Genomic DNA, 26,422 nt, shown 5'->3' with positions numbered 1-26,422 from the left:
CCAGCCTCTTCTTGTCGTTATGATCGGTATTATGAACGAATAGAACCCTACAAAATCCGCGCCAAGCGAGTCAGCGCTGTTCTGAGATGGCGATAGAATGTCGCCCGACTCATGGAACACGTCTGGGCTGCGGCAGTTGGATTGCCAGCATGCGTCCAGTAGGCCGCGTATAACAGCATCTGATCCTGTGGAGATAGGCCATGTACTCTGCCTTTCAACAGATCCATGACATACAGCTGTAACTGGATTCCATCCTTTACTCCTCTAACCCTGCCAGCATATTCATGCAATTCTCCCGGGGAACAAAGATTCCCCAACATCTTGCGAACATCCTGTTCAGTCCAGATTACACCATCCACTTCCGTTGTTTCCGGCTGTATACGATCTTCTGTTGATTCCGGATCAAGCAGAGACATGACCCACTCTCCGAATTGCCCACTACGCAAATCCAAATCAAGTACGTCCGCCCGGTCCTCGAATCTGTCGCAGGCACGGGTGCGGGTTCTTCGCATCTGGAATCCAATGCTCTGCAAAAACAGTTTCAAATGAGGATTCGTTGCAACGAGTATCGCTCGCGCACCATCACCCAGTAGAGATAGTCGATCCAGTGCCATGTATCCCACCAGTTCTTCTCGTGTATAACCAGGCACATCATCTCTTGCCGCAGCCAGCAAAGCAAAGTGCGTATCACTCTGATCCGGGTCATTCTCAAGTTCCTGTGGTGTGAAACATTCATACATCTCATTTGGAAAATATTTTAGTAACAAATCACTACTCTCCCTATGTACAAGGATGGTAATGAACATGGCAATTGTCTCCCCAAGCTTGTCACGCATTAATACGATTCCTTCGGGATAACGATGTGCCAGTTCATCCAGGAAGGGACCATAGGATGCGGCTTGCCATGGTTCCACGCTGTACTCGCACCATTGCTGTAACAGGCTGTGCAGAACGGGCAGATCCTCGCTTCTCATCGTTTCGAGAGGTGAGAACAAGGAATCACGGGACACATCTGCGTACTTGCGGTATTGAAGCATGGATTCCTGACAGAGCAACAGCATCTTCCGGGCGATCTGGCGACGCTCATGTGGACCCGCCTGCTCATGCAGTGGTTTCAGCAGCTTCACAATCTTGATACGCATGGTCTGCAACCGATGAGGCTCACGCTGGCGAAAATCTCGTAGTAGATGTACTCTGGCCATATCATGCAGGGCAAGACCATCCGGGCCGGAACGGATAAACGACATCTGTCTCAGCATGTGGTACTCTTCTTTTGTCACGGTCATATCCAGTACTGATGATAATAATTCCTGATTGGCTGTCTCAAGCAGTGTTAGTACCTCCACTACGGGATGCAGACGGGGTGTCGTAAGTTCCAATAATAATCGAGCACTGATCATATGTGACAGTTCAGCCCATTCGGACTGCGGAAGATTCCTCCTCTGATCTGCAGCTTCTACAGCAAGGGCCAGCCCCAGCGGATGTCCATCGGTCATTCTCGTAATGGTACCTGCTATCCCTTGATTCAGAAAGCCTGCCACCGTGATGTATTCCGTAATCTCATCAACTGTAAAATGTTGAAGCCGCATCTGTATAAATCTCTGATGTAATCGGGGATGTGTCCGCCAGGTGGACGCCAGTTCCGGGCGTGATGCAAGAATGACAAGTATCCCTCTTAACGGAAGTTTGGATACAAAGACTTCCATGAACCAGCTTTCTAACAGAGCAAGCTCTTCATAATTATCCACTGCCAGAACCAATCTCTTCTCGATTGATGTGTCTCTCAGCAGACTCAATGGTCGCGGGGATCCTTCACTATCCATTGTTTCCAAGCCTAATGTAGAGGACAAATAATCCATAAAAACGGAAGGAGTCGCCCCACATGATCGACCATCCATCCAGATAGCCGTCGCACCTCGATCCCGAGAGACAGATAACATCTCTGAAAGCAAGGAAGATTTACCAATGCCTCCCATGCCCGTAATTGAAAATATGGTTAATGGGGCTTCCGGATGATTGAACCACCGCTCCAGTGTCGTCAGTTCCTTGGTTCGACCAATGAAACGTTTGCCATCCTCAAGATATTTGTCGTATTGAGCCTCACTACTGTTTCCCATATATGTCCTCCGTACTAGATACTGGTACTTTTAATATACTTTTTTTTCCTCACAAAATTGAGACTATATTGAGACGCGCAATTGCATGTGAAGTGATAGAATCTTGTTAAAAGCCAATTTATAGTAAATATTCAAAACAGCGGACATGGAAACGTTTAACACGGTATATAGACGCCTCCACGCTTTTTCTTAACTTAATGAATCATTCCGCCGATCAAGCACAGCCAACATGCATATGAGCATTTACTGATCTCGAATTCATGCTTCCCTTTCATACCCTACTACCAGCCCGATATTCCAGGAAAGGCGGATTTGTGTGAGAATAAACCTCGATATCTGTAATCTGAGCGGACAACTTGGAATCAATCCCAAACGACTTAATGAATGGCTGCACCAAAGTGGCATTTCAATGGAGGACAATGAAGCAGAACAGGAAGGACGTCCCGACCGGTCGTCACCCCCGTATCGGCTGGCTGCTCCTTCTTCATTATCACTGGCACCTTCCTCCGGTCAAACGAAGCTGTATCGGGGCCGACGCTCCACTTCCACCCTGCAACGCCTGCCTGCTTCATTACAACATACCCGGCGGATTAGTAAAAACTGCTAGACTGTGCACAAGGTAGTGTAAGATCGATGCACAGTCTGTGTTGCATCCCTTTCACCTCATCAAGAGGATTGCCACTGTCCATTCTCGATCATCGTGTGCGCGAGCAGCGCCATCTCCAGACAGATTCTTCTCCCTTGATCCATGTAACCTGGACCCATCAGTTCTTCCAGCTTCTCCAGTCTGTTGTACAACGTTTGCCGATGAATAAATAACTGGGCGGCCGCATCGCGCTTGGAACCAAAGTTCTGCAGGTAAGCATCCAACGTCTCCACCAATCGCAGGTGATGCGTTTGGTCATGTTCAATCAACATACCCAGGTGATCCTGGACAAAGGGTTGCAGAAAGGATTGGGGTAACGCCTTTAACATTTGATATATACCCATACGTTCGTAAAAGTGAACATGTTCCATCGGATCTACCGATCTCGAAACTTCGATCACCTGATAGGCCTCCTGAAGGCTCTCCGGCAGGCTGGTCAAACGGCTGCGTAACTTGCCAAATCCCACATGGATCATAACCTGCTTCAAGTTACGACTGGCAAACCGTTTCACGTCCTGGGCAATCCCTTCCAGCAATCGCAGCAGTTGATGACGTGCAGCAGCCGATACCGCTTCCTTCGCACAGCACAGATATACCTGATTGTTCTTCAGCATAATCAGGCTAGGCAGATTGTTCTTCTTGAGCAGGGAACGCAGCAGGACAAGAACATCCTGATGATTCGCTTCCATTCGCTCCCGGCCTGTACCCTTCAACCGATGCTCAATCTCTATAACCCCTCCAGCAAACCAATACTGTCCCTTCACCAGTAAACGAAGCCCCATTCGGGTCTGAGCCTGTTCCTCCTGATGGATGTTGCCATTCATCAGATCCTGGATCAGTTCATTCTGATTGCGGACCATCTTCTCTTCAAGAAACTGGGAACGAAGCGTAAGCGCTGCCGCCGCCTTCGCCGTATAATCGAGCAACAGCTTGAGATATTCCACTGGAGCTGCGGGATGCACAATCATGCCTACAGCCGAAAATACCTGGCCAAAACAGACGACCGGATGACACAACAGAGCCTTCTCTTCGTCCATGTGGAACCATAATTCGGTATCTGAATCATTCAAATCCAGATGTTCTACCTCTTGCTCATACCAGGTATAGATGGCCTGTTCCATCTCCGGAACAAGTTCGGGCACAAAACTGCCCGGCTCCATAGACGAAATGTACACCACCGGTTTGGCAGCGTACTCATGCAGCAGGTTCAGCACAGCAGACATATCCGTACTCTGTAATGTTCGTTGCTGAAGCTGACGGGAGTATGCTTCGAGACTTTTCAGCAGTTGATGCTGATGATTAATGAGCAGAGAGTGAATATCCTGTGTGATCTCGACAAAGCGGACCGGTTGTTCAAACACGATCAGCGGAAACTGGTGTCTGTCCGCCAGTTCAATCAGTTCTTCCGGGATTCCGTATATGCTGGTACCAAACTCCACACATAGCCCCGCTGCCTCACTGCCAATGAGCTGAAGCAGATACTCTTCGCGCCCTTCTTCCGATTGAAGCCACAGTCCAGTGGATAAAATAAGATCATGAGGGCTTACGAATGGAGATACATTGGTAATCTCCAATACATGAACCCAGCCAACTTGACGGTTCACTCCATCCTTCCCTGCTGCTAGTCGTGCTCGGCCAAATACCGGACGTGCAAGGATATCTTTGATCGTAAACACACGGTCATTTCGCAATGGCGATCCCTCTTCGTGTTATTTTTTCTTACATTATAATCCATGGACAAATGTCCTGAACAGTCTTTTTCGACAATATGTTGAGTTCAATTTCTAAAGATTAGACATTAAGTAAGGTGCAAAACGATTATCCAAGTCATAAACTTGTAGTATAAGCTAACAACCAATAAATGGACGAGGTGCATGGTGATGAGAATCGGAATTCCCAAAGAAATCAAGAATAATGAGAATCGTGTAGCAATGACTCCGGCCGGGGCTGCTGATTTCATCAGAGCCGGTCACCAGGTACTGATTGAACAAGGCGCGGGGATCGGCAGTGGATTCACGGATCATGAATATCAAGCTGCGGGCGCCGAGATTCGGATGGATGCCAAGTCAGTGTGGACCGAGGCCGATATGATCATCAAGGTGAAAGAACCGCTTGCCAGTGAATATGGATATTTTCGTCCCGGACTGATTCTGTTCACCTACCTGCACCTCGCAGCGGAACCGGAGCTTGCCAAAGCCCTTATAAAGAGTAGGGTAACGGCTATTGCGTATGAGACGTTGGAGGTCAACAGTGCTCTCCCCCTGCTAACCCCCATGAGTGAAGTTGCAGGCCGTATGGCCTCCCAGATCGGAGCACAGCTACTGGAGAAAACAGAAGGTGGCAAGGGCATTCTCTTGTCAGGTGTACCAGGCGTCAGTCGGGGGAAAGTGGTCATTATTGGGGGTGGAACGGTGGGAACAAATGCAGCCAAAATTGCTATTGGTCTTGGCGCCGATGTGACCATCCTTGACCTGAATCTGAATCGTCTGCGCCAGTTGGATGATATCTTCGGCAATCAGATCCACACGTTGGTATCCAGCCCGTCCAACATTGCAACAGCTGTTGCGGCGGCAGATCTGTTGATCTGTGCGGTGCTGATTCCGGGCGCCAAGGCGCCAACGCTTGTCAGCGAGCAAGTGGTTAAGACGATGGCACCGGGTTCGGTCATTGTGGATGTCGCGATTGATCAGGGCGGGATCGTTGAGACCATTGATCATATCACAACCCATGATGAACCGACCTATGTGAAACATGGCGTCGTGCATTACGCGGTGGCGAACATGCCGGGCGCCGTGCCGCGTACGTCCACGGTGGCGCTAACCAACGCCACCATGCCTTATGCGCTGCAGCTGGCCAACCATGGTGCAACCGCCGCGATTCGCGGCAGTTCGTCCATTCGTAGCGCGGTCAATGCGCTGAATGGACACATCACGTATGAGGCGGTTGCCAGGGATCTCGGGCATGCCTATGTTCCTGCGGGTCAGGCGCTGGAGAATACCGCCGCTGTACAGTAATCTTGATACGTTCGTTCCACCCGGCGCCTTGTCGCCAGGCCTGTGGAACGTAATAGAGGCGCAAGTCGGGCAGATGATGTTCCCGGCTTGCGCTTCTTGTTTTTTTCACATATGAAATAACTCATTAGTTGGTATAAGGCCTTTAGGTTGCTCCGGTTTTGGCGCTTCAGACTGCTCGCTCACTGCAAACTTCGCGGAAGTTGCAATCCCGACAGGACCGGTGGGAAGGCATCGCTGTAAAGTAGGTGACGTCCTTTGGACGGTTATAGTATTCATCCTCAACACAGGATCGCATCTCCTCGATGTAACGACCCACGTTCTCCTCCACCTTCCGGATATCCTCTTCTGTGGCTGTAAACTCTCGGTGTTTTCCGGTTAACAGGTACTCCACTCGCAGTTCAATCTGCTCCAACGGAACCCGGTAGTGCTCTCTCACATAGGATGCGTACAGCATTAGCTGATCCGAAAAGTCATCTTCCTTGCCGGTCTTCCAGTCCACAATGACAATATTGCCGTTACTGCGCCGATACAATAAATCCATCTTCACATACACGCGTGTATCGTGCAGCATCATGGTATCCCATTTCTCGATCTCCAGAATGTCTGTACTTGCCCGGGACAAGTCCTCCCACGTAAGCGTCTGGTACAGGTTACTGACACAGGCCGAAGCCCGCTCCTTAATCGTGGCGATCCGGTCATTCAACGTATCATCCCCGTAATAAATCTCGGACAGCATCGTGCGATTCTTGGGGTTCAGCCGCCACTGATCCGCGTCCATCGATTCCACATACGCCTGATTCAGCAGCTTGCGTATCGTCTGTTCCAGAAAGTGTTCACGCGGTTTATCTTTGCCCTCTTCCCTGCTGCGTACCGCCGACTCACACATCCGATGCGCGAGGTCTCCGAAGACAAGATACAGATTGCTGAGCTGCTTCAGACGGTACAGACGAACCTGCATCTCATCAGCAGAGTCTGTCTTCCAGCCGTTATGGGCACCGTAATAATGATAATAATATTTGCGCAGGCACTCATCGAACATACTCGCCCGCGACTGCGAATAAGACCACTGCGGGTATTGTGCCATAAGTAATCTGCCTTTCTGTATGCCGGATCTGCATGAGATCCCTTGATGCTCACAGTATAAAGCCCGGGCAACCTTGCCGCAAGCGCGCTTCCGTTATTTTCTTCTGACGCAACCGTTTCCGATTCGATCCGTATCGTTTATATAGTAACATCACCAAAAGATGAAATTGCGGAGCAGAACGCATAATATACTCTATAGAGGGCAGCGAATCTGGGACCGGGATGCTAGTACGGGTCTAGCCCGGGGCCAGTGCGGCCCGGCGCTAACGAATCTCACACACCATATCACGTGGATTATGAGGTTTTACGGAATCTAACGAACCCCAGACACGCTAATTAGTCTTATTCCGGTTGTAGAACGTGTTTATTGCAAGCAAATGAGTCAATAGCGTGTCTCTGATTCGTTACATTTTCAGATCTGCCGATTTACGTGAAATAAGACTTACTCGGTTCGTTAGAAAATGATTATATAAAAAAATTGTACAGGCATATCCTAAAAGGAGGCACCACCCATGAATCGACCGGATTGGTTCCAGGCGGAAGAAGCATTACAACAGATCCAAGTCATCGGAAGCGACCGGAATGAGCTGGTGAACATCATCGGCGATGTAGAAGGTTTAAATTGCATTGGCACAGGTACGGATGCGGCTGTATTTACGTATGACGGCTTGCCGCAGTATGCCTTCAAGATGTACTCGGATCATGCCTTGGACAAACTCGAAAATGAAAAACAGGTATACGAGCAGCTCAAAGGTCTGCCATACTTCCCTACCTATTACGGCAGCGGCCGGAATGTACTCGTGATCAGTTTTGAACCCGGGGATACACTGCTGGAATGTTTGGAAAAGGGAATCCCCGTCCCCGAGCAGGTCATGCTCGATGTGGACGCAGCGCGAGAAGCCGTTCGCAGCCGCGGGTTGAACCCTCGCGACATTCATCTGAAAAATGTAATTCTTCAGAACGGACGCGGGAAAGTAATTGACGTATCCGAGTATATTCAGGACGGCAATGACAATCGCTGGGAGCATCTTGTCTGGGCCTATCACAACATCTATCCGCGCATCAAAGGAACACCCATATCTCCACGCATGCTGCAAACGATCAAATGGGGATACAATCAGTTCGATCATGCCAACATCAAAATGGACGACCTCGCCAAGAAAGCCAATCGTTTGTTCTCCAGATTTATGAAATAAGCACGTTGTACACATAGAGGATTGTCTTGATATTATTGAATCAAAACCACCCGGATAACAGCCTTGAAGAGGCCTTTATCCGGGTGGTTTTTTGTAGATGTGCGTATTTGCGTATGGTTATTATTACGGTAATCACTGCGGTGTGCTCTACTTCTACTTCTGCTTCTGCTTCTGCTTCTGCTTCTGCTCACAATTGCGACTGCGAGTTACTTAGTGTCACAATCATCTTTATAGACATTTTATCCGAGACTATTGCTAAACTGGTCGTGCTCAACCTTCTTTTCTTCCACGTCCCTGCGAGGGGGTCATCCCCTTGTATTGTTTGTATAACTTCGTAAAATAGTTCGCATTGTCGCAGCCAACTCTGGCGGCGATCTCTGTAATGGTCAGGCTACTGCCTTGCAGCAGTTGCTCTGCCTCACTCATCCTGCAACCGTTCACGTATTCCACAAAAGTACGTCCGGTCAGCTTTTTGAACATTTTGCAGAAGTGATACGCATTCAATCCCACATGACTCGCCGCTTCCGTAACAGACATCTTACCTGTGGGGTCCGCTTCAATCTGTGCAATCAACTGTTTGAAACGTTCGCGGTTGGGAAAATACGATCCGACCGATTTATCCGGTAGCTGCTGCGGCATAAAGGTTCGCGCAAGCAGGGTGAACAAGGCATGCAGCTTGGATTTCACTACGAGCTGATAAGCCGGGGGCTGTGACGCCATTTCCTCCACAGCTTCATTCAGCAAAGAATAATAGCCTGTGCAGGCTGTGTTTTCCTCTGCCGGTTTGACCGGAAATCTCACTCTTCCTTCCAAATACGGCGCGACATATTGCTCATGCACAGGATCATGAGTGAAATCATGGAACAGTGCACGGTTCACTACAACGGAATCATAATGCACATCCCCGTCATCCAGAGCATATCCAACATGCAATGTACCTCCAGGAATGATAATGACCTCACCTGCTCGAACTACATAAGGTTTGCTATCAATATGAAACAGCGCACTGCCCTTGCGCATAACAATCAGTTCAAAATGTTCATGCCAATGCAAATACAGAATACATTCTTCAGCTTTCATATCTGAACACCGATTTTGGAACAGCTGAAATGGATGTGATTTATGGTCAATTCGGGTATTTTCGTGAAGCGCTTTCAGATCCAGCACGACTTCTTCCCCCTCTTCACAAGATCCGACTATTATTACACAAGATTGTTTAGAGCCATCCCGTTAATCCACGGCTATAATGAGTGTGTCACGAAGTACTATAAGCCAATATTGGAGTGAAATACAACCATGAATAAATCATTACGCATCGGTACCCTTGTAGGCGGGCAGGACGCCGTCCGCGTTATCCCGCAGATCATGCAACATGGCTTTGAATCGTTTAACCTGACCTTCTGGCAAACAACTGGTGATCTGGACCTGGCAGAGACAGCCAAACGTGTCCGTGAAATCGTGGACGAACAAGGTATCGTCATCTCCGCGGTGAGTGTATTTGGTAATCCGCTAACTGGAGCCGGAGACAACGCCGATACACTGGCAAGCTGGGAGCGAGTGATCGATCACGCACAGCTCTTCGGTGCAGATATCGTCTCCGGGTTCACCGGACGTCTGACGGATCAACCCATTAACGAGTCCATCCCCCGGTTCAAGGAAGTATTTGGTGAACTGGCACGCCGGGCAGCAGACCGGGGTGTACGGATTGCTTTTGAAAACTGTGATATGGGAGGCACTTGGCAGACAGGCGACTGGAACATCGCACATAACCCAACGGCCTGGGAGATGATGTTTGATGCTGTTCCTGATGAAAATGTCGGCTTGGAGTGGGAGCCTTGCCATCAAATGTCCAGCCTGATTGATCCTATTCCACAGCTACGCAAATGGGCTCATAAAGTCTTCCACGTCCATGGCAAAGATGCCACGATTGCCTGGGATATTGTTAAGGAATACGGCGTGCATGGCCCACGTGAATTCGTATGGCACCGCACTCCGGGCTTCGGGGATAACAACTGGGCAGACATCATCACCATTCTGCGCCAGAACGGTTATCAGGGCACGATTGATATTGAAGGCTGGCATGATCCCGTCTACAAAGACGAACTCGAAATGACCGGACAGGTGCATGCATTGCGATATTTGAAACAATGCCGCGGCGGCGATTTTGTGCCCAATCCGGTATAGGAAACCATGCGAGCTGTATAACACAATCCATACTAAGGAGATGAGAACATGACTCATCCTTATCGGGTAATTATCGCTGGCTGCGGTGCTATGGCAAACACGTGGGCGGACTATGCCTTGCAAAGGCCGGATACAGAAATCGTCGGACTGGTCGATCTGTATGAACAGACAGCCATTACTTTTGCTACGAGACATGGCCTCACCTGCCCTACGTTCACCGATATCCGTGAAGGCATTCAAGCGACTGGCGCGAATATCGTATTCGATGTCACGATTCCGGCGAGTCATTACGGCATTGCCATGACAGCCTTGAAGGAAGGATGTCATGTATTTGGCGAGAAACCACTAGCAGAGTCCTTCTCCGAATGCACAGACATTGTGCAAACCGCTCGCAGCACAGGACACATTCAAGCCGTCATGCAGAATCGTCGTTTCGATCCGCGTATCCGCGCCTACCAGCACCTCATTTCCGGCGGGGCTATAGGGCAGGTAGGTTACGCAGGAGCCGACTTCTTCCTCGGGCCACACTTCGGCGGATTCCGGGATCTGATGGATAGTCCGCTGCTGCTCGATATGGCGATACATACGTTTGATCAGGCACGGTATATTCTCGGAGCCAACCCGGTATCGGTATACTGCCATGAATTCAATCCTCCAGGGTCTTGGTATCAGGGCAATGCGATGGCGTTATGTATATTTGAGATGTCTGACGGGTCCGTATTCAACTATCGCGGATCCTGGTGCGCAGAAGGTGTAGCCACATCATGGGAAGCAAGCTGGCGCGTAATTGGTGAAAAAGGAACCGCCATCTGGGATGGTCACGATGACATCTATGCTGAAGTAGTTACTGCGCAAAGCCTGGATACTGACGGCAAACCATCCTTTTTCCAGCCAAGTGAGCGGATTGAAGCGGAACTGCCTGTCATGGACAAAACAGGTCATCACGGCTGTCTCGAAGACATGTTCGCCGCACTGGAATCAGGACGATTGCCTGAGACCGATTGCAGTGATAACCAGTTCAGCATGGCCATGGTCCTCGCATCCTTGGAAAGCGCACGCACAGGACAGAAAGTGTTCATCGCTGACCTGCTGAAAAACACATAGCGAAGCGCCTGTGTTTTTCAATTAAACAAGAAAGCCCAAACTGCAAAGTTCAGCAGTTTGGGCTTTCTTGTTTTTTTACCTACTCTCCTATTCTAAAAATGATGTCGTTCAAAAACAGTCGCGCTCGATAGTAAAAGTAGTGCAGGGAACGAAATCGATTCTGAAGAAGCAAAGTGTTCGCCTAAAAGCTTTCTGAAAGAAAGCTGCATCGGAAGCATACGCTTATCCCCGGATTTCGACTTTACAAAAGTCGATCAGGAAATCCGGGGATAACAGCGATCGAAAGAACGATTCGTAACCGGAACGGCTGCTTCGCGAGCAGTGAGCAATTTTTTTTTTTGAACTTACATCATTTTATAGAATTCCTTTTTTCATTGCCTTGTACACCAACTGTGAGAACAGGCTGTTGGACCAGGCAAACCATGGTCTGGTGAACGTGTTGGGATCATCGGCGTGGAAGCCCTCATGCATATATCCGGTACCCGCATCCGTACTTTCCAGCAATTCAATCATCGCCAGCATTTCCTCGTCATTGTCTGCGGTCAGACCCTGCATGGATAGCGCCATATGCCAGATGTATCCCGGAGGGGTATGGGGGCTACCAATACCTTTGGCTACCTGCCCTTCATAATAGAACGGATTTTCCTTACTCAGAATAAATCGACGTGTGTTCTGATACACCCTGTCTTCAATCGAAGCATATTCCATATACGGTATAGACATGAGTCCAGGTGTGCCCGCATCATCCATTAGACAAAAGTTACCGTAACCGTCCGTCTCATAGGCATAGATCTGTCCATACTCTGGATGACGATAAGTACCGTACAGAGAGATACCGTGTCGTATTTCTTCTTCCAAACGAGCCATCCGGCTTACCAGTTGTTCATCCCTGAACACCCACTTCGCGATCTCCCCCATCTGACGCAAGGTTACCGCAGCAAACATGTTCGCCGGAATATTATAATGAAAATCACAAGCATCATCACTCGGACGAAATCCGGACCAGATCATCCCCGTGTAATTCACAGGCATACCCAATCCTTCATTACGCAGCGTATCATGGGCAGGACAATTGCGCCGCATGAACCGGTAAGATGAACGCTCTGCGTGATGCTGCTCCGTCTCCCATAGTTGTACGATATTCTCCATCACTTTCTTGAAGCGCTCGTCGAATATATCCGTAAGTTCAGTCTCCCGCCAATATGTATAAGCCAGCTTCATGGAGAAACAAAGGGAATCCAGTTCAAACTTCCGTTCCCACACCCAAGGTGACATCTCCGTCTCATCATTAGCATCCCAATGCCATCCATTCGCCGTTTCATTGAATGCATTGGCATAGATATCCTTATCAGCGTAGAACGTATGACGTTTGATCAGCCCTCCAATGATACGCTGCAACTTCTCATTATTCTTCGCAAGTGGAACATAGTGCATGACCTGCTCTACGGAATCCCTTAACCACATGGCGGGAATATCTCCTGTAATCACAAAGGTTGTCCCATCATCGAGCAGCTTTGTGGTCGTTTCCAACGTATTAGGAAAACAATTGCGAAACTGAGCCAGCAACCTCGGTCGATGTTGCAAACGCTCGTCCGCCTCAGTCAGAATATCCTGCACAGCTTGCGGTAATTCCAGTTGCGGCATAGGGATTTTCGGTAATCTGAACTGTTCCATGGATGTCGTCTCCTTTGAATTGGTTTATTTAAGTTCAGCTAATAAATTTTTACACTGGCACTACGATGACAGAACAACTTTCCAATCGCTGTTATCCCCAGATTTTTTCGATCCCCTTTCTCAAGGGGAAATCCGGTGATAAAGGCGAAGTTTATGCTTCCGATGCAGCTTTCTTGCCGAAAGCTTTTAGCTTCGCTTTTTCAGTTTTTTCTGCCCTCTCCGTTATCGTGTAAATGTTTAGTTGAACATTGTTATTTTTGTTATGATAAATTATAATAACATTATTATTTGTAAGTGTACTGTGTCAGAAGATGATCGTCAAATGAAGGAGTAATGATATGTCACGCAAAGTATCCATTCAGACGCTGGCTGACCAGCTCGGATTATCCAAATATGCCGTCTCCCGCGCACTCAGTGGCAAGACGGGTGTCAGTGAAGCGACACGCGCACGGGTACTCGAACTCGCTCGGGCTTTAGGATATCGCCAAAGTACTCCTGGTGCTAGTAATAGTCCCGCTACTTCAAACCATGCAGATCCGTCCGATCCACCGTTTGCTCTCATATGCATGAATCAGCTCAACCGCGGTGAACCTCACTACTGGCAACGTGTTCTGTCAGGCATGATCTCCGCCTGTAATGAGCGTGGTTGGCATCATGCCATTGTATCTCCCTCACTCGGAGTGACGGACGAGAACACCTCTCCCGAAAAAGTTATTGCTCCTCACTTGGACTGGGAACGTTGTGCCGGGATTATTGTCATGGGGGCTTTCCCGCATACGGTTCTGCAACGACTCTCTCAGACGGGTCGGCCTATTATTTTGGTAGATCATCAGGAACCCCTGCTGAATTGTGATACGATCAGCCATGATAATCTGGAAGCTGGTATCACTGTGGCTAGATATCTAATGTCTATGAATTGCCGACGGATTGGCCTCATCACAGATGATGGTCGTGCTGCCAGCTTTGCGCAGCGGAAGATCGGGATTGAGTTGGCCCTGAACCATTTCCATGTGGACACCAGTCATACGACCAGCTTCAGAGAATGGAATATTCCGTATGAGAACGGGGAATGGGTTAACCAATTGGCCACCAAAATTCAAAACATGCCAGATAACGAACGTCCTGACGCCTGGATCGGTGTTAATGATGATATCGCCTTGCAATGGATGCACAAACTACAGGAGATCGGTATCTCCACACCTAAAGATTGCCTTGTCATCGGTATCGACAATGTACATTCCGCAGTTATGTCTTCCCCGCCCCTAACCACGGTTAACCTGTGCAAAGAGGAACTTGGACAGCGAGCCGTAGAGGCTTTGCAACGCCGGATCGAACGCCCGGGGACGCCGAAAGAGACGGTTATGTTATCGACTACGTTGATTCCAAGGGAATCGGCATAATTCAGAAAGGGTACCTGCTCTTTTCTGAGGATGGATTCGTTAGGTACTTGCCTTTCCCATAAATCTGGTGCATACGAAAGAGGCCCCGCATACCATTATGCAGGGCCTTTTCGTATATTAGGCTTATACGCTTATATGTCTCTATACATCCACACTTAAATCTACTGATCCATCCACCCATCCTTATATCACCCATTCGAAGCTTCATATACTTCATGTCTGAGAATTGTACTAGTGGTTATTTCAGCCAAGGCAGGCTACTGTACGATGGAAGATCCACTTCCCAATTCACATCACGGAACTCACGGTGAACCACCGTTCGTTTCAAGGTGAACCTGGTAGCAGAATTCTGATAGAGGCCATGAACCATTAATTTGAGATCACTTGTAACATATTTTTCGTCATTATTTATCTCTTTAATCGAATTTAGAATTGAAACGGGATATTCGATTCCTTCACGATCAACCGCCACCCATTTGTCCCCGGCAATTTCGTTGGAGAACTCTGCACTTCCTAACAATACAAGAGAGTGCTGGTCATCGGCTCCACTACCCGATGGAATATACCCCCCTCTTTCTGGATCAAAGTTATACCCATTCAGAACGACTCTGTCACCTGATTGCTCAAATATTGTGGTCGTGAGAGGGAGTTGTTCAAGATCAATTTCGATAGACTTTTCTTCCTTTACCGGTAAGGTGTAGCCATCTAATACAAAGCGAGTATTCTTCGCGTCCACCGTCACAAATGCGGGGTCCCACGTCTCGGATAGTTTCAACCAACCGCCATTTTCGTTCGCTTCACTCAGATCACGGAGCCGGAACTTCGCCTGTCGAGCGTAAGGCCTGCTTCCGTTAAATATTCTATACTCATTGGTTTCAGGAATTTCGATGTGATACAGGATATCCATCTGTTCCTTCCAATCCTCACTCACTTTGGCCTGCAGTTGATCATTCAAACTGACATTCACATCAAGACGGGTTCCGCTTGGCGTTCTTACAAGTTGTGTCATGTCTAGCTTTAACCCCTCCGGCGTGGTATACGTATTATTCATAGGAGTCATAGTAGCCATTGCTTTTGCTTTTGTCATGTCGATGTTGAATTGGAAACTCCAATCTACTGTTGTATTATTTTTTACCGTTGTGTTAGTACCCGCATCATAATAATCAGGTATTTTTAGAAAGTTTAATTCTCCGCGTACGACAATCTGATCTGGAATAACATCATTTAATTGAAATACGAATTTTCGATAATTTATACCACTAGGCTGGGAATTCACTACAGGAACAGCAACCAAATTACCATGTACATCTGTAATATGAATCTTCCCTGCTTCTGGAGTAACGACTGGTATCCTGATGTCGTCCGGGCTAGTTTGCTCCGTTAAAAACACAATTTGTGAACGATCGACAAGCACATCTTTGATCTCGAATGTGTATCCCTGATCTTCAATCTGAATGTTCGGATTAACCACAAGCCCTGGTGGCTTCAATCGCTTATAATCTTCAGTGAGGAATGCTTCCCTTATTTCTGTAGGTACTGGTATATCGGGTAAACGAGGAATATTTACAGCGCTCACTACCGGCTGCTCCGGTGCACCTGTCCGATCCCAAACCAGCAATGCACCTCCTCCAAACAGGAGCACAGCCGCAGCCACAATCCCCGTACGGTATATCCATCTTGTCTTGGGTACCTTTCTCGACCATGGACTTTCAGCTTCGTCACGCTCCATGGACACCCCATCCAGCTTCTGCATGACCTTCAGCGTAAAATCCGCATCCGGCTCCTCACGGTATAGGTGCTCCTCCCACAACCGATCTTCATCCTTTGAAATAGGCTTCATACGTAGCTAAACCTCCTTTGCGTTCCATTTGCTTCCTCAGTGTCTTTTTCCCGCGATAAAGGGCATTGCGCACTTTGGTTGAACTCATGCCTGTAATATCCGCAATCTCTTCATAGCTCAACTCGTTTGTGTACTTCAGTAATAACACCAAGCGATACGATTCCGGTAACTGTTCTAGCTGGCGGTATATTTCACGCTGCATCTCTTTATGCAGCACACGTTTTTCCGGTGTTTCATTACTGACAGGTTCAATCGCCTGATCGACCGGAGACATGACGGGTTTCTTTTCCCGTATAAAATCCCGCATCCGATTCACCGCAATGGTGTACACCCATGACGAGAAACTGCTTCCCTCCCGCCTCGACGGGAGATAACGATAGATGCGAATAAACGTATCCTGAGCGAGATCCTGTGCATCCGGATGACTCGCGCCCATTCCGCGCATGATGCCGTAGACTTTATTTTTATATCGATCCACAAGCACGGAGAACAACTGCTTATCCCCTGCAACAATGCGCTGAATAAGCTCCTCCTCCGGTATCTGTTGAGTCATGTAATCCCCCTTCTCTACAGCTTCCATGCATGGTTCTGTACTATATAGACGGAAGCCGTTCCCGAAACCTCTCACTTTATCCAAAAAAAAGAATTCGCCCTTATCGGCGAAGCCGACTGGGTGAACTCTGCTTACTTGCCTCTTAATCTTCCCCGTTCTTCTCCGTGACAAAATCAGCAAGCTGTGAATAGATCGCCACAATCTCATCCATCGACATGCGCACGAGTCCACTGGACGACGGAGCGACGAACTCCTGAATCTCCTTGACGACCGGGTCGTCCTGGAATCCCCATTGCACTTTGGCACGTTTGCTGTACTGGGTGTACACTCCTTTTCCGACAAAACAGGCGATGTCCGGTCGGTATTCCTCCAGCTTTTGCCGCAAAATCTGGCGTCCTTCTGCATATTCTTCCTTCGTAATATCTTCCATACCTTTAGTGGGCCGGGCCACGATATTTGTGAACCCATATCCCAGCTTCAGCAACTCTCCATCCTCTTGTGCATCATATAAACGCGGGGTTAATCCCGACCGTTCAAGAATGCGCCAGAAGCGGTTTCCTTTGTAAGCATAATGATGACCCGTCTCTCCAGACGTAATGCTAGGATTGAAACCAATAAACAATATCGATAAACCAACATCCAGATGATCTGGAATCATGATGCAACCCCTCCTGATCTTTTTTAGCCTATTCCCACGTTCCGTTGTGTATAAAATGATATAATGAGCAAAGCATTTTCGAAATCGGATTGAAATTTTCATGAAAAAGGAAGCTGAACTAATGATTGCAGACATCATGCTTGAAGTCGTCCTGCCCGTCTTTCTCCTGATTGCCGTCGGGTCCTGGATGCAAAAGGTGTTCAAGCTGGACTTGTACACCCTCGCCAAAATCAATTTCTATTGTATTACCCCCGCAGCCGTCTTTATGAGCATGTATCACTCGGATATGTCCGGGGAACTTCTCGGGACTGTGACACTCTTTTACGCAATATATGTATTGATTCTCTATATTGTAGGTTCTGTCGTTGCGCGCTCGCTTCGGATGAATAAAGGCATGAAGGCTGCCTTCAACAACAGTATTATGCTGGATAACGCAGGCAACTATGGACTGCCCATCAATGCACTGGTATTCCGCGGCGATCCCCTCGCCTCCTCCATTCAGGCGCTGGTCATGTCTTTGCAGGCATTACTGACATTCACCTATGGCGTATTGTCCATTCAGGGCGCGAAGCTCAAAGGTAATTACCGCGCGGTGATTATTGGTTTTCTTAAAATGCCTGTTCCATATGCGCTCTTGCTGGGCATTCTGTTTCACATGTGGAAGGTTCCCTTGCCTACATTCCTGTCCATGCCACTAACCTATGCGCAGCAAAGTATGGTTGCCGTGGCGCTTCTGACACTCGGGGCACAGATTGTAAAATATCCAATTCAACTGTATCGCCTTGATGTGTATATTAGCACATTTTTGCGTCTTCTGATTGGCCCGGCTATCGGGATTTCAATTGTGCTTCTGCTTGGGTTGGAAGGTATCGCTGCACAGGCACTCATTATCGCTTCGGGTATGCCAACCGGTGTCAACGCATCCATCCTGGCGGAAGAATACGATAACGAACCCGATTTTGCAGCCCAGACGGTGCTAATCTCAACGCTCTTGAACATCATTACGATTACGGCGCTGATCTCTTATGCCAAAACGTTCTGAAATTTTAGAATGGAATAAATATCCTTAGCATTCATAGAACGGTCTGTCTTCACATTGTGGAGATGGGCCTTTTTTCATCCATTACATTAAGCAAATGCCACAGCACCCTTTTTAGAATAGATAAATAGTCCCTTTATTCCCTGAAATAAGTATACGCTCGAAATTTATTATGCTAAGATTTAGGAGTTTCCAAAATTTGAATCTACATTTAGAAAGGAAGTCAGCATGAAAAAGCTAGTTATCATCATGTTCCTCTTGTCATCTCTCATCGCAGGCTCTACAGCTGCCAGTGCCAAAGGTTCCACCTTCAAGGATGTCACCCAAAACAAACACTCTTGGGCTATCGAATCCATTGAATTTATGAGTAAGAAGGGAATAATCAAAGGTTACCAAAATGGCACATTTAAACCCGATAATAGTGTGACCAAAGCAGAATTCATCACGATGTTTTCACAGTTATTTAATAAATACATAACGAACGATGACATGCCAACTCGAAAGTTTAAAGATGTTCCTTCTAGTCACTGGGCTTACAGTTCCACATCCAAAGCACTCTCACAGTTTACATATTCAACATATGCCATTAAGAAGGGAAACAACTACTTCTATCCTGATAACAAGCTCACTCGTATCGGAGTAGTAAACCTGCTACCTGTCTTATACGATGAGATTGATGACAGTCAAGAAGTCTACGACATTCTACACACGATGAAGGATATCCCCAAACGCGAGTATAGTGATGAACATTTGAAAGATGGACGCTTTAACTATGAAGTTGATGGGACCAATAAGGTCTACCCGTTACTTTTTGAAGGACTGGAACTTAGTGATGATCACTCAGCTTTGGTTGGTAGCAGTCTCGCAGCCTTACAAAAGAAAGGTATAATGACAGCAAATGAAGGCCTGTTTAATCCCAGAAAAACAATAACAAGAGCAGAAGCAGCAACTATTCTTCACAGGTTATATCTCGATTTACAAGCAGATGGTACACTTAAAAAATATTCAAGCAAATAGAACTTAAAAACACTCTGTATCCAGTCTACAACATGGGATACAGAGTGTTTTATTTTAACGAGTGTGTACTATGATTCAAACGTCGTTCGTTCCGGGAACTTTCCGCCTTCCCTGAATAAACATCGTACCAGTCGCTGCGCGGCTCGGTTAAAGAAAAAACTCGGGCTTACCCCATCCACCTGGACAGGTTCCAGTTCCCTCACACTTTCCTTGATCTTATTCATCTCAATGAGCCCCATCTTTCGCTCATTCGGTCCGAATCGATAAATAACCTTCTCATCGTCCTCCGTCTGTTTCACCAGCAGAATTACGGATGCCATACAGGTTACCCCCTATCGTTACGTTATGAGATTGCATCAATCACTTGCCTACTTTAATTATTACCCAGATTCTAGGGGAAGGATATAGGACTTAAGTTAGTTATAGCTAAATTAAATATCCTGATATAAAGATTCTCCGAAATGAGTCGTTGGGCTTACTAACACCCTGCTCACGCTATCCTTATGGATAGTCACTGTCATGAAAGTGCGTACTGCACAAGTCGTTTTTCTCCGTTTATACTAACCATATCTTGAATTCCAAAGGAGAGAAACTTATGACTACAGCTCAAATATATAGCCACGGTGTGCCCTGGGAAGATGCATTTAGCGTTGCTCAGGGATACAGCGTTAACGGTACGATCTACATTGCAGGACAATTTTCGCATGATATGCAGGGGACGTTTATTGGTGTCGATGATATTGAAGCACAAGTCCGCCAGACACTGGATAACTTGGATCGCGTGCTCGCAGGATTTAACGTGACCAAGTCGAACATTGCTGAACTGGAGATTTTTTTGGTTCACCCGCAGGAGCATCTTGAGCCATGTGTTGCCGTGTATAAAGAGTACATTGGTACGCATCGTCCAGCTGTTACGATGGTTGGGACATCCGGACTCGCCTTCCCTCATCAACTGATTGAGGTTCGCGCCGTTGCTCATACCAACTAACTGATCCGGGTCATATCCAACGTTGTAGCGCCAAGTAAAATGGCCTGATGAGGTTTCGCTTTAACGAAGTTCATATACAAAAAAAGAAGCAGGGCCGGATGAACTCCTAACCTGCTTCTTTATGAATTCTTATTCTTTCACCTTCACCGTCAGCGTATTACCGGATGAAGTGAGGGATGCCCCAAGCCCTTCTACCAAAACTCTGAGGGGAATGTACGTCGTTCCCTTAATTTCTTTGGGTGCTGCCTGTAGGGTGACCTCTTTCCCGTTAACCTTCACCTTTTTACTGCCCAAGGTAAAGATTAGCTTGTACTTATCTTTGGTAATGGTAATGGTTTGAGTCTTACTGTCCCAAGACGTTTTGGCTTTCAACGCTCCGGCCATCTCACGCAGGGGTACGAGATTTGTGTTATTCATTACAATTGGAGACTCGGTGAAAATAACCTTGGAACCATTCACCTTCACCTGAACAGAAGACATGATATATTCTGGTTTAGGCGTGGCTTTCTTTTGGGTTGCAGTTGAAGACTTGTTACTTTTCTTGGTACTTCCTGAACTGGATGAACTTGAAGAGGAAGATTTGGAACTCGAAGAAGAACCTCCGTTGTGATAATGATATTCCCCTTGTTTCAGCCCCCATTTTGCACAGTTGGTTCGACAGGTGTGCCCCCCACTCGAATCTGTTCTTCCTGGATGAGCAGACGCAACAGTAGCAAAAATCATGAAAATGGCAAGCAAACTGCTTATTACTTTGATACGCATACGGATAACCTCCAGCAATTAGTTTAGCCAGAGTATCATACCATAATTACCCATACAATATAGGTGAATAACAAAATTTATTTTCACATAACAGTTCACAAACGCGGATATTCTCACTCCGACTCTAGCGATAGTGTTACCCACATGCAACTTTCTCTCTCTTATTCCCCTTCGCCCCACACCTCTTGTAATGCAAAACGGAAAATCCGGTCCAATTCTTCAAATTGAATAATCTGCTCATTATCCATCAGGCCGGCCAGTCGTTCAAAATGCTCGATCTTCTCCGCTATGAAAGCCTGTATTGCGGGTAGCTGCGGCTCCAGATCCAGTTCCTCGCCCGCCTTTTTCCGGCGCAGCAATTCATGAATCTCCGTATACAGCGATGTATTTGCAGGTACAAGTTCTTGCACCAGCTCTTCAAATGCCATGGGTGGCATCGCATCATGACGTTCGATCCAGCCACAAGCCAGTAAGGGGCGAAGAACATAGAAATACTTTTTGATTCTCACCTGGTCCCCTTGTAAATAATCCCTGAAGTTCCCCTTCGCCATATTCAGATAATGATACATGCAGGACTTGGGCGAGAAGGTTAAAGGCGACAGTGCACGGATATGCTGTGCCACGTTATACTGTTCATCATACTGAATGGGGGATTGCAGCCACTCCAACAATGGTGGATTCGATTTGCGAAACAGCTTCAACGCCTTGCGCAGATCCCAACCATTAATGTCGAGCTGGTCACTGATCGGGCGTTCGATAACATCCCTTTTATCCTCAATCGACAAGTACCATTCCAGCGGTCTCACATACAGAAAACGCACATCATAATCGCTGTCCTGTGAAGGAAACCCCCACGCCCGGCTACCTGATTCACAGGCATAGATGATCCGTACCTGCTCCTCCTGTTCAATCTGCTTCAGTTGCTGTCTTATCGTATCTTTCATTTCTTCATGAACGTAGGTCATGGTCCGTCGCCTCCAAATTCCCAAGTTAAATCTCTATCTCTCTCACCCGGTTCGCGAGTGTATCATAGCCTGCCACAGTCTCGGCAATATACGTCAATACTGTTTCACTCCAACCGTAGATGTAAAAGGTTTTGCCATCCCGTGGCGGTACCATAGCCTGCTGATAAGGTGCTATATCCACAATAAATGCCTTCAGCTCCGGATTCATCATCCGCCGATATCGCTCAAGCTCAGCATATAACGGGCTGCCTTCATTCTGCTGTTCATCGGTGATCATAATGATCTGATCCACTTTTTCTCCGATATCCCGAAGTTCCCGCACCGGCCGACCCGTGTCTGTTCCACCTTGTGCGCGAATACGGTGAGCTTGGGAAATAATGCTCTCATTCATCTTCGGACGAGCATCTTCAACCATATGGTCGAATAACCAGAACAGCGCGTTACCTCGTGTTTGTTTATATAGTGCCAGTGCCAGCACCGAACCAATCCGCAAATAATCCCCTTGCATGGAACCGGAGCGATCCAGGAAAATAGCCGTTCTTCCCGGCAGTGTTGGCAGGTTGCCAACGGATAATTCCACCGCTTGTCGCAAAGCACCCCGCAGCTCTTCTCTGGCAATCATTTCATACGCACTGGCGAATCGGAAAGGCAAAATCCGCGACTTGCGCAGGGCCTCAACATCGGTTAGACGACGTGTAACATAATCGATATTTTTCGATTTTTCAAAAACACCTGCCCGATCCATTGCATTCAGATGGCGCAGCAACGCAAAAGTCGGCATTTGTGACATTAACGCCTCCCACACCGTACGTGTCGGTTGCATGATCGAGGTGACCACCGAATACGGAAGTTTACCTTTCTCGATCAGATGCATCCGACTTGCCGGGTTTGGGGTAGCCTTCAGCTTTTCCAACGCCTGCAACTGCGGAAGTTCCGTAAGATCCACCTCATGCCCGCGCAAATAACGGAATAAGGCTTGCTGCTTCATATCTATCGGCTTGGGATGTGCTGTAGCGATCATATCGCCCAGACTGTATCCACGCCCACGTCCGTTGTATTTGATCGCCCAGTATTCGCTGATCCCGTTCAAAAAGAGACTCACCTGACGCTTCACCGCTCGACCGCCCTGTCCCCGACCAGTTCCTCTTAGAATCGTCAGAAAATCGGCCAAGTCAGCCGGTGTCTGTATCACCTTGGAGAATACTTTCGAAAACTGATCCGCGTCCACTTTGGACAGCAATGCCAGCCCGTATAGAGGCTGTAACCGCATCAAACCTTCATTACGAGCATAGACCAGCGCCCGTGCCATAAATCCTGCATCGACCTCAGCCATCTCCTGATGACTGACCATCGCATCGTCCATCAGTTGCTGGGTATCTGCATAGAACGTATTGTTCAATGTATTGGTCATCAACATCTGTATATATTGTTCCTCCACCAATCGCTCATAGGCTCCATAGCCCCCATGATTACGTGTCGTTGGCTGAGGTTGATTAAATAATTGTTTCGCTCTGCTCATCACTCATGACCTCCCGGTGTGAGTCTATTTGCTGTTCTTTCATAATAAAATGTTCCGAGGAAAAAGGTGGGAAGGTATAATACCCGCTCTACCGCTGAGCTACACCGCCATGAACGGCGGCGATTGGATTCGAACCAACGACCTGGTCGATTAACAGTCGAAGTAACCCTCCCTGGCGCCTCGGAACCTTGATCCACAGTGCTTGTTGCTGCCCCGCTTCACAACCTCATTATGCCTCACGCACCTACACGCGAACATGGCGAAAGTATGGCGACGAATCATTTTCTGAAATGGAGTCAACCTTCACAAGTTTAAAATGAAACCTGCCGCTCATCCTGCTACAATGAAGGGATAACGAGGAGTGAATGTTCATGGCAAGAGAGAGTTTTGACAAAGAAATTCAGTTCTTACGCATGTTATCCCTAACAAGCGGTGCATATAACCGCAAACAATATGCCGAGCGGCTTGGCATATCCGTACATACCTTTGATAAAACCAATCGCAGGTTAAAAGAAATCATGCAGACCGTCGCTGATCAACGCCCAGGTGCCGACGCAAGCCGGGAAATGGCCGATCTCGTTCGCTTCCAATACGGGGAGTCGGCAGAGCCTATGCTGCTCTTTCTCTTCCGTGCCAAGTCGATGAAAGAGACTGAAGTTCAGCGGCTTTCTGTCCTTTTGCATACCTTACAAGATGAAGCCTTAACCGCGATGGAACTGCTGGACGCCTGCTGTGCTGATCTGCCGGAAGATCTGGCACTACCTGACGAGAAAACCATTCGCTCTGATCTAAAGTATCTGGAAGAGGTTGGGGTTATTCGAAAAGAGCCAGGTGGCAGGCCATATCGATATGCTTTACAACAGGATGTCCTTACCCAATTAACTGTGGAGGAACAGCTGGAGTTGTATGATTTTGTGGATATGATGGCGAATACCCAAGTTCCTTCCGTACAGGGGTACTTATTGCGGGACAGTCTGAAGAAAGCCATTACGGCAAGTTTTCCGCAAGAAGAAGCGACCGAACCCTATATCTATAAGTATCACTATTATTCTCGTATCCTGGACGAAGCTCATCTCTACACGCTGCTTAGTGCGATTCGTCAGCGCAAACGTGTGCAGTTCCTATACTATTCACCGAAAAAACCATCCAGCTACAGTTCACAGAATACGAATCCACGTTTTGAACGGGAAGCAGATGGTCGATCCAACCGGATCGTGCCCCTTGAAGTGATTTATGACCATCAGTATGGTCGTTGGTATGTAATTGGGTATCAGGGCCGACGCGGCTTTGTTAAATTCCGGATGGAAGGCATAACCCAACTGGAGGAACAGGATTCAGTAGAAGAGCAATACATGCTCGAACTGAAGCAACAGTGGACCGACATTAGTCGCTACAGTTGGCTCGTGGATACGGGGAATACCGTGACGGTTCAAGCACGCTTTTTCCACCCGGAGCGTGGTCAGCGCAACTTCATTCTGGATCGGGTTCGTCTGCAAGGTCAATGGGGCAAGATTATACCCGAAACGGACCATACCTTTCTCTACGAAATCCAGGTCAACGGTACCACCGAGATCAAACCGTGGTTACGGAGTTTTGGCTCAAGCTGCGAAATAATTGCACCTCAGAGACTACGCCAGGAGATGATCAAGGAATGGAAGGAGATTGCGGAATATTATGAACCTGTTCGAGAAGATGTTCAATTACCAGATGATGACACGACTGAATGAAACCGGACTGTTCACCTGGACCTCACAGGAACGGGCCTGGCTTCGCATGATGCTGAATCACCCTGCTGCGAGAGAAGCACTGAGCGCTGTAACATTGGATAAAATGTACAACATGCTGAATGGTGAGCAGGACCTGAACCTTCAAGATTACCTGACCGAAAAAGCCAAAAGCGAAGAAAACAGTGTCTCTCACCCACTACTTCGACAGTTAAGGCTAATCATACTGCATCATCAGGGATTTCGAATGACAGGCCGCGTCCGCAATGGACGCACAAGCCATGATGAATTTGGTTTTCCGTATAAACTGGAGTATTCCATGGTCAAAAAAGAATGGTATGTGCTCTGGTACGCGCCTCGCTTCGACAAGCTCATGTCCACCAAACTGCACAGCATCGTTACCGTGGAAGCCCAACCCGTTGAGCCGGATACCGCTTCGGGTTACACTGCCCGAATTGCTGCGATAACAGAGAAGCGTAAAACGACCATCACCATCGAGGTACTGCCCGAGTTCAATCAGGAACTGTCCCGAATCCTCTATGCCTTCTCCTGCTTTGAGAAACAGGTCGAGTACCTGGAAGCCGAGCAGACATATCGGATCGAGCTGACCGTTCCGCGCAATGAGATGGATTACGTCTTATCCAAGATGCGTTTTCTAGGCAAACGGGTTCGAATCGCTGACCACACGATGCTGCGGGAGCGGATGTCCGAAACAGCTGCCAAGGCATTGGCCCGTTATGTAGAAAAAGATCCTGATATGCATCCCGAACGCGCGAATGAAGTTCAGCACCGCCAACGTGAGGAAGGCTCTCTTGCGAAAGTCGATGGCCAATGATTTGGTCCCATATACAAAAAAAGGTCTGGATAACCTTATCCAAACCTTTTTTCGCTATACCTACTTGCTCGTAAAAATGTCGTAAACTTATCAGCGAAAGTAAT

Annotated in this window: 23 protein-coding genes; 11 read left to right on the top strand and 12 right to left on the bottom strand. The window is 47.7% G+C overall.

What is annotated here, in order from left to right; translation table 11 throughout:
* Positions 1-47 precede the first annotated feature (47 nt).
* Positions 48-2,117, bottom strand: a complete 2,070-nt coding sequence (locus tag V6669_RS05790; protein ID WP_338591653.1) for a hypothetical protein — start codon at positions 2,115-2,117, stop codon at positions 48-50.
* Between the two features lie 316 nt (positions 2,118-2,433).
* Here V6669_RS05790 and V6669_RS05785 point away from each other — a divergent pair, with 316 nt between their 5' ends.
* Positions 2,434-2,724, top strand: a complete 291-nt coding sequence (locus V6669_RS05785; RefSeq protein ID WP_338591651.1) for a hypothetical protein — start codon at positions 2,434-2,436, stop codon at positions 2,722-2,724.
* A 59-nt stretch (positions 2,725-2,783) separates the two neighbouring features.
* Here V6669_RS05785 and V6669_RS05780 read toward each other — a convergent pair whose 3' ends face one another.
* Positions 2,784-4,454 carry a PucR family transcriptional regulator ligand-binding domain-containing protein gene (locus V6669_RS05780; RefSeq protein WP_338591649.1) on the bottom strand — a complete coding sequence of 557 codons (1,671 nt, stop codon included), beginning with the start codon at positions 4,452-4,454 and terminating at the stop codon, positions 2,784-2,786.
* A gap of 189 nt (positions 4,455-4,643) precedes the next feature.
* Between V6669_RS05780 and ald the strand changes: the two genes are divergently transcribed.
* Entirely contained in the window at positions 4,644-5,777 is a 1,134-nt protein-coding gene (gene ald, locus V6669_RS05775; protein ID WP_338591647.1) for an alanine dehydrogenase, read from the top strand.
* Between the two features lie 166 nt (positions 5,778-5,943).
* Here the strand turns inward: ald and V6669_RS05770 are convergent, their stop codons facing one another.
* Positions 5,944-6,861, bottom strand: a complete 918-nt coding sequence (locus V6669_RS05770; protein ID WP_036606467.1) for a PD-(D/E)XK nuclease family protein — start codon at positions 6,859-6,861, stop codon at positions 5,944-5,946.
* Between the two features lie 511 nt (positions 6,862-7,372).
* On the opposite strand from V6669_RS05770, the gene V6669_RS05765 reads away from it, so the two are divergent.
* Entirely contained in the window at positions 7,373-8,056 is a 684-nt protein-coding gene (locus V6669_RS05765; RefSeq protein ID WP_338591644.1) for a serine/threonine protein kinase, read from the top strand.
* Between the two features lie 270 nt (positions 8,057-8,326).
* On the opposite strand, the gene V6669_RS05760 is transcribed toward V6669_RS05765, so the two are convergent.
* The gene (locus V6669_RS05760) at positions 8,327-9,223 is read right to left on the bottom strand and encodes an AraC family transcriptional regulator (protein ID WP_338591641.1); all 897 of its coding nucleotides are present in this window, start codon (positions 9,221-9,223) and stop codon (positions 8,327-8,329) included.
* A 129-nt stretch (positions 9,224-9,352) separates the two neighbouring features.
* Between V6669_RS05760 and V6669_RS05755 the strand changes: the two genes are divergently transcribed.
* Together V6669_RS05755 and V6669_RS05750 are read left to right on the top strand one after the other, a co-directional pair.
* A complete protein-coding gene (locus V6669_RS05755) occupies positions 9,353-10,240 on the top strand; it encodes a sugar phosphate isomerase/epimerase (RefSeq protein ID WP_076214488.1) in 888 nt (295 codons plus the stop codon).
* A 48-nt stretch (positions 10,241-10,288) separates the two neighbouring features.
* On the top strand, positions 10,289-11,344 hold the full coding sequence (locus V6669_RS05750) for a Gfo/Idh/MocA family oxidoreductase (protein ID WP_338591636.1): 1,056 nt from the start codon (positions 10,289-10,291) through the stop codon (positions 11,342-11,344).
* Positions 11,345-11,698: 354 nt separating this feature from the next.
* Here the strand turns inward: V6669_RS05750 and V6669_RS05745 are convergent, their stop codons facing one another.
* Positions 11,699-13,018: a glycoside hydrolase family 125 protein gene (locus V6669_RS05745; RefSeq protein WP_338591633.1), complete on the bottom strand. Its 1,320-nt coding sequence runs from the start codon at positions 13,016-13,018 to the stop codon at positions 11,699-11,701.
* 338 nt (positions 13,019-13,356) lie between these two features.
* On the opposite strand from V6669_RS05745, the gene V6669_RS05740 reads away from it, so the two are divergent.
* On the top strand, positions 13,357-14,418 hold the full coding sequence (locus tag V6669_RS05740; RefSeq protein ID WP_338591631.1) for a LacI family DNA-binding transcriptional regulator: 1,062 nt from the start codon (positions 13,357-13,359) through the stop codon (positions 14,416-14,418).
* Between the two features lie 238 nt (positions 14,419-14,656).
* Here V6669_RS05740 and V6669_RS05735 read toward each other — a convergent pair whose 3' ends face one another.
* The 3 genes from V6669_RS05735 to V6669_RS05725 all read right to left on the bottom strand — a co-directional run bounded on the left by V6669_RS05735 (position 14,657) and on the right by V6669_RS05725 (position 17,469).
* Positions 14,657-16,258, bottom strand: coding sequence for a DUF4179 domain-containing protein (locus V6669_RS05735; RefSeq protein ID WP_338591629.1), 1,602 nt, complete (start codon positions 16,256-16,258; stop codon positions 14,657-14,659).
* The gene (locus V6669_RS05730; protein WP_338591627.1) at positions 16,236-16,811 is read right to left on the bottom strand and encodes a sigma-70 family RNA polymerase sigma factor; all 576 of its coding nucleotides are present in this window, start codon (positions 16,809-16,811) and stop codon (positions 16,236-16,238) included. The genes V6669_RS05735 and V6669_RS05730 overlap by 23 nt, the downstream gene beginning before the upstream one ends.
* A 142-nt stretch (positions 16,812-16,953) precedes the next feature.
* Positions 16,954-17,469 (bottom strand): mismatch-specific DNA-glycosylase, encoded by a 516-nt coding sequence (locus V6669_RS05725; protein WP_338591625.1) that lies wholly within the window; start codon positions 17,467-17,469, stop codon positions 16,954-16,956.
* Between the two features lie 121 nt (positions 17,470-17,590).
* Here V6669_RS05725 and V6669_RS05720 point away from each other — a divergent pair, with 121 nt between their 5' ends.
* Both V6669_RS05720 and V6669_RS05715 read left to right on the top strand, forming a co-directional pair.
* The gene (locus V6669_RS05720; protein ID WP_338594851.1) at positions 17,591-18,511 is read left to right on the top strand and encodes an AEC family transporter; all 921 of its coding nucleotides are present in this window, start codon (positions 17,591-17,593) and stop codon (positions 18,509-18,511) included.
* Between the two features lie 225 nt (positions 18,512-18,736).
* The gene (locus V6669_RS05715) at positions 18,737-19,525 is read left to right on the top strand and encodes an S-layer homology domain-containing protein (RefSeq protein ID WP_338591622.1); all 789 of its coding nucleotides are present in this window, start codon (positions 18,737-18,739) and stop codon (positions 19,523-19,525) included.
* Between the two features lie 68 nt (positions 19,526-19,593).
* On the opposite strand, the gene V6669_RS05710 is transcribed toward V6669_RS05715, so the two are convergent.
* On the bottom strand, positions 19,594-19,845 hold the full coding sequence (locus V6669_RS05710; protein WP_047841868.1) for a hypothetical protein: 252 nt from the start codon (positions 19,843-19,845) through the stop codon (positions 19,594-19,596).
* 275 nt (positions 19,846-20,120) lie between these two features.
* On the opposite strand from V6669_RS05710, the gene V6669_RS05705 reads away from it, so the two are divergent.
* Positions 20,121-20,513: a RidA family protein gene (locus tag V6669_RS05705; RefSeq protein ID WP_338591618.1), complete on the top strand. Its 393-nt coding sequence runs from the start codon at positions 20,121-20,123 to the stop codon at positions 20,511-20,513.
* Positions 20,514-20,642: 129 nt separating this feature from the next.
* Here V6669_RS05705 and V6669_RS05700 read toward each other — a convergent pair whose 3' ends face one another.
* The 3 genes from V6669_RS05700 to V6669_RS05690 form a co-directional block, all read right to left on the bottom strand.
* Positions 20,643-21,275 carry a copper amine oxidase N-terminal domain-containing protein gene (locus V6669_RS05700; RefSeq protein ID WP_338591616.1) on the bottom strand — a complete coding sequence of 211 codons (633 nt, stop codon included), beginning with the start codon at positions 21,273-21,275 and terminating at the stop codon, positions 20,643-20,645.
* A 161-nt stretch (positions 21,276-21,436) separates the two neighbouring features.
* Positions 21,437-22,240: a nucleotidyltransferase domain-containing protein gene (locus V6669_RS05695; RefSeq protein ID WP_338591614.1), complete on the bottom strand. Its 804-nt coding sequence runs from the start codon at positions 22,238-22,240 to the stop codon at positions 21,437-21,439.
* Between the two features lie 25 nt (positions 22,241-22,265).
* Positions 22,266-23,759, bottom strand: a complete 1,494-nt coding sequence (locus tag V6669_RS05690) for a TROVE domain-containing protein (protein WP_338591611.1) — start codon at positions 23,757-23,759, stop codon at positions 22,266-22,268.
* A gap of 371 nt (positions 23,760-24,130) precedes the next feature.
* Here V6669_RS05690 and V6669_RS05685 point away from each other — a divergent pair, with 371 nt between their 5' ends.
* On the top strand, positions 24,131-25,486 hold the full coding sequence (locus tag V6669_RS05685; protein WP_338591608.1) for a WYL domain-containing protein: 1,356 nt from the start codon (positions 24,131-24,133) through the stop codon (positions 25,484-25,486).
* Entirely contained in the window at positions 25,434-26,318 is an 885-nt protein-coding gene (locus V6669_RS05680; RefSeq protein ID WP_338591605.1) for a WYL domain-containing protein, read from the top strand. Before V6669_RS05685 ends, V6669_RS05680 begins: the two co-directional genes overlap by 53 nt.
* The last annotated feature ends 104 nt before the right edge of the window (positions 26,319-26,422 follow it).

It is taken from the genome of Paenibacillus sp. Y5S-9 (assembly GCF_036894235.1).
In the GTDB taxonomy this organism is placed as follows: Bacteria; Bacillota; Bacilli; order Paenibacillales; family Paenibacillaceae; genus Paenibacillus.
The sequence above is the reverse complement of the archived record's forward strand: the minus strand, read 5'-3'. Positions and strand labels throughout refer to the sequence as shown.

Coding starts and splice junctions, on each gene's coding strand:
- V6669_RS05790 (WP_338591653.1), bottom strand. CDS start 2,117: ATGGGAAACAGTAGTGAGGCTCAATACGACAAATATCTTGAGGATGGC.
- ald (WP_338591647.1), top strand. CDS start 4,644: ATGAGAATCGGAATTCCCAAAGAAATCAAGAATAATGAGAATCGTGTA.
- V6669_RS05770 (WP_036606467.1), bottom strand. CDS start 6,861: ATGGCACAATACCCGCAGTGGTCTTATTCGCAGTCGCGGGCGAGTATG.
- V6669_RS05765 (WP_338591644.1), top strand. CDS start 7,373: ATGAATCGACCGGATTGGTTCCAGGCGGAAGAAGCATTACAACAGATC.
- V6669_RS05755 (WP_076214488.1), top strand. CDS start 9,353: ATGAATAAATCATTACGCATCGGTACCCTTGTAGGCGGGCAGGACGCC.
- V6669_RS05750 (WP_338591636.1), top strand. CDS start 10,289: ATGACTCATCCTTATCGGGTAATTATCGCTGGCTGCGGTGCTATGGCA.
- V6669_RS05745 (WP_338591633.1), bottom strand. CDS start 13,018: ATGGAACAGTTCAGATTACCGAAAATCCCTATGCCGCAACTGGAATTA.
- V6669_RS05740 (WP_338591631.1), top strand. CDS start 13,357: ATGTCACGCAAAGTATCCATTCAGACGCTGGCTGACCAGCTCGGATTA.
- V6669_RS05735 (WP_338591629.1), bottom strand. CDS start 16,258: ATGAAGCCTATTTCAAAGGATGAAGATCGGTTGTGGGAGGAGCACCTA.
- V6669_RS05730 (WP_338591627.1), bottom strand. CDS start 16,811: ATGACTCAACAGATACCGGAGGAGGAGCTTATTCAGCGCATTGTTGCA.
- V6669_RS05725 (WP_338591625.1), bottom strand. CDS start 17,469: ATGATTCCAGATCATCTGGATGTTGGTTTATCGATATTGTTTATTGGT.
- V6669_RS05720 (WP_338594851.1), top strand. CDS start 17,591: ATGATTGCAGACATCATGCTTGAAGTCGTCCTGCCCGTCTTTCTCCTG.
- V6669_RS05715 (WP_338591622.1), top strand. CDS start 18,737: ATGAAAAAGCTAGTTATCATCATGTTCCTCTTGTCATCTCTCATCGCA.
- V6669_RS05710 (WP_047841868.1), bottom strand. CDS start 19,845: ATGGCATCCGTAATTCTGCTGGTGAAACAGACGGAGGACGATGAGAAG.
- V6669_RS05705 (WP_338591618.1), top strand. CDS start 20,121: ATGACTACAGCTCAAATATATAGCCACGGTGTGCCCTGGGAAGATGCA.
- V6669_RS05700 (WP_338591616.1), bottom strand. CDS start 21,275: ATGCGTATCAAAGTAATAAGCAGTTTGCTTGCCATTTTCATGATTTTT.
- V6669_RS05695 (WP_338591614.1), bottom strand. CDS start 22,240: ATGACCTACGTTCATGAAGAAATGAAAGATACGATAAGACAGCAACTG.
- V6669_RS05690 (WP_338591611.1), bottom strand. CDS start 23,759: ATGAGCAGAGCGAAACAATTATTTAATCAACCTCAGCCAACGACACGT.
- V6669_RS05685 (WP_338591608.1), top strand. CDS start 24,131: ATGGCAAGAGAGAGTTTTGACAAAGAAATTCAGTTCTTACGCATGTTA.
- V6669_RS05680 (WP_338591605.1), top strand. CDS start 25,434: ATGAACCTGTTCGAGAAGATGTTCAATTACCAGATGATGACACGACTG.